The sequence below is a fragment of the Candidatus Aquarickettsia rohweri genome, assembly GCF_003953955.1.
Taxonomy (GTDB): Bacteria; Pseudomonadota; Alphaproteobacteria; order Rickettsiales; family Midichloriaceae; genus Aquirickettsia; species Aquirickettsia rohweri.
Genome location: NZ_RXFM01000126.1, coordinates 1 through 2,539, shown reverse-complemented (window position 1 = coordinate 2,539; position 2,539 = coordinate 1). Strand labels below are relative to the sequence as shown.

General features: G+C 24.9%; 2 protein-coding genes. Both read left to right on the top strand.

Going from position 1 to position 2,539, the window contains the following annotated elements; translation table 11 throughout:
* A partial coding sequence (locus tag EIC27_RS06655) for a transposase domain-containing protein (protein ID WP_153183752.1) occupies positions 1-276 on the top strand: 276 nt, incomplete at its 5' end.
* Positions 277-331: 55 nt separating this feature from the next.
* Positions 332-2,422, top strand: a complete 2,091-nt coding sequence (locus EIC27_RS06650; protein ID WP_126045269.1) for a DEAD/DEAH box helicase — start codon at positions 332-334, stop codon at positions 2,420-2,422.
* Positions 2,423-2,539 lie beyond the last annotated feature (117 nt).

The following is a 2,539-nucleotide window of genomic DNA, read 5'->3' as shown; positions in this document are numbered from 1 at the left end:
CTTTTAGATGGAAGACTGCGTATTGATAATAATGATTCGGAGCGTAGTATAAAACCATTTGCAGTTGGCAGAAAAAATTGGATGTTCTGTGCAACAACTAAGGGTGCTAAAGCTAGTGCAAATATTTATAGTATTATTGAAACTTGCAAAGTAAATAAGATTAATCCTTATGATTATTTAAAATATTTGCTGAATCATATTCATGATTATTCTGATCCAAAAGAGTTAGTAAATTTACTTCCATATAATATTGATAAAAAAATATCATCAAATTAAATTTTTTTTAGAATTATCAAAAAACTTAAGAAACCCAAAGAAAGGCGGATAATACTTGTCAAGATGGGGATATTTTAGCGTTTACACAAATATAGGCTATACAAGGGTTGATATAGTAGAGGAATTTGGTGAATTTTCTGTGCGAGGAAGTATTATAGATATAATGATTTTTGGTAGTGATTTTGGAATTAGACTAAACTTTATTGATAATATTTTAGAAAATATTAAGAAGTTTGATATAAATACTCAAATAAGTCATTATAAAATCCAGTCAATTAATATTCCTCCAGCACATGAGATTTTTATAGATGAAGAATCTAAAAATTTTCAATTATTAAAAAGTTTAAAAAACTTAGGAGAAAAAAAATTAAAAGAAAAAACGTTTCATCTAAAATCAATATATTATCAAAATCCTAATAGTATTTTTGATTACCTTAATAACATTAAAGTAATAGTTAGAGAAAGTGATTTTGAAGTTAATTTAGATGAATATTGGAAATCAATTAATAAAAAATATAAAAATAATAATAATGAATATGATGATGCATATAATGATTTGATTTCACCTTCCAAAATATATTTGCCACCTGTAAATATTAGTAAAAAAATTTCTTCATTATCAAATTTCATTTTAACCAAATTTCATAATTATAATGAAGATGAATTTAAGCAAATTGATAATTTATATTATACAGCAAAACTAAATAAAATATCTGAATTAGATAATTTAAAAAATTTTTTATCTCAAGCTAATAGCAATTTTAATTCTAAAAAAGTTATAATATTTTTCACAAGTAAAGCAAAACAAGAGCGCATAAAGAAGTATTTTACTCAAAATGATTACAAAATTGATATAATTTCTAATATAGATGAAGCAATTAAAAGCAATAATAAATTTTTCATATCTAAGTTAGCTCTTGAAACAGGATTTATAAGTAAAAATTTTATTTTTATATCAGAAAAAGATATTTTTGGTAAAAGCTTAACTATTAGTAATTCTAGAAAAAAAAACATAAAAAAGTTTACGCAAAATTCTCATAGGTTGTATTCAGGAGAATTAGTTGTACATAAGAAATTTGGCATAGGAAAATATGAAGGTATTCAGGAAATAAAAACAAGCAATACTCTGAAGGATTTTATAAAAATTACATATTTAAATAATGATAAACTTTTTATTCCAATTGAAGATTTTGATTTGATAACAAAATATGGGGGTGATAGTGAAAATAGTAATCTAGATCAATTAGGAAAAAGTTCTTGGAGTACTAGAAGAACTAAAGCAAAAAATAAAATTGCAAAAATTGCTAAAAAATTAATTGCAATTGCTGCTGAAATAAAGATTAAAAAAGGTATTGAATTACATCCTATTTATTCAAGTTATGAAAAATTTTGTAACTCTTTTGAATATATTGAAACTAATGATCAATTATCTGCAATTGAAGATATAATACAAGATTTAGGTTCTGGTGGTGTTACAGATAGATTAATATGTGGAGATGTAGGATTTGGAAAAACTGAAATTGCAATGCGAGCTGCTTTTATAACTGTAAAAGGCGATACACCTTCTCAGGTTGCGATTCTTGCCCCTACCACGCTTTTAGTAGAACAACACAATAGAACATTTTGCACAAGATTTGCTGGATTTGATATAAATATAAAATTTATTTCTAGTAAAAATACTAAAAGTCAAAAAGAAAAAATTAAAAAAGAGTTAAAAAATGGAGAGATTGATATAATTATAGGCACGCATGCTTTACTTGCTGATAATATTTATTTTAAAAATTTAGGACTTGTAATTGTTGATGAGGAGCAGAATTTTGGTGTTGCTCAAAAAGAAAAATTGAAGCAGTTAAAAAAGAATGTACATATGTTAACTCTTTCTGCAACTCCTATCCCTAGGACATTGCAGATGTCTTTAGTTGGAATAAGGGATTTAAGTATTATCAGTACCCCACCACTTAACAGGAAACCAATCAAAACTTATATCCTACCTTTTTCTCTAGAAATTTTAAAACAAGCAATTCATAGAGAAAGTAGTAGAGGTGGAATTGTTCTTATTGTAACTCCTAGAATTAAATATATATCTGATATTGAAAAGTTAATAAAAAAGCATTTTTCAAATTTAAGGTATAGTGTTATACAGTAAACGCTAAAATATCCCCATCTTGACAAGTATTATCCGCCTTTCTTTGGGTTTCTTAAGTTTTTTGATAATTCTAAAAAAAATTTAATTTGATGATATTTTTTTATCAATATTATATGG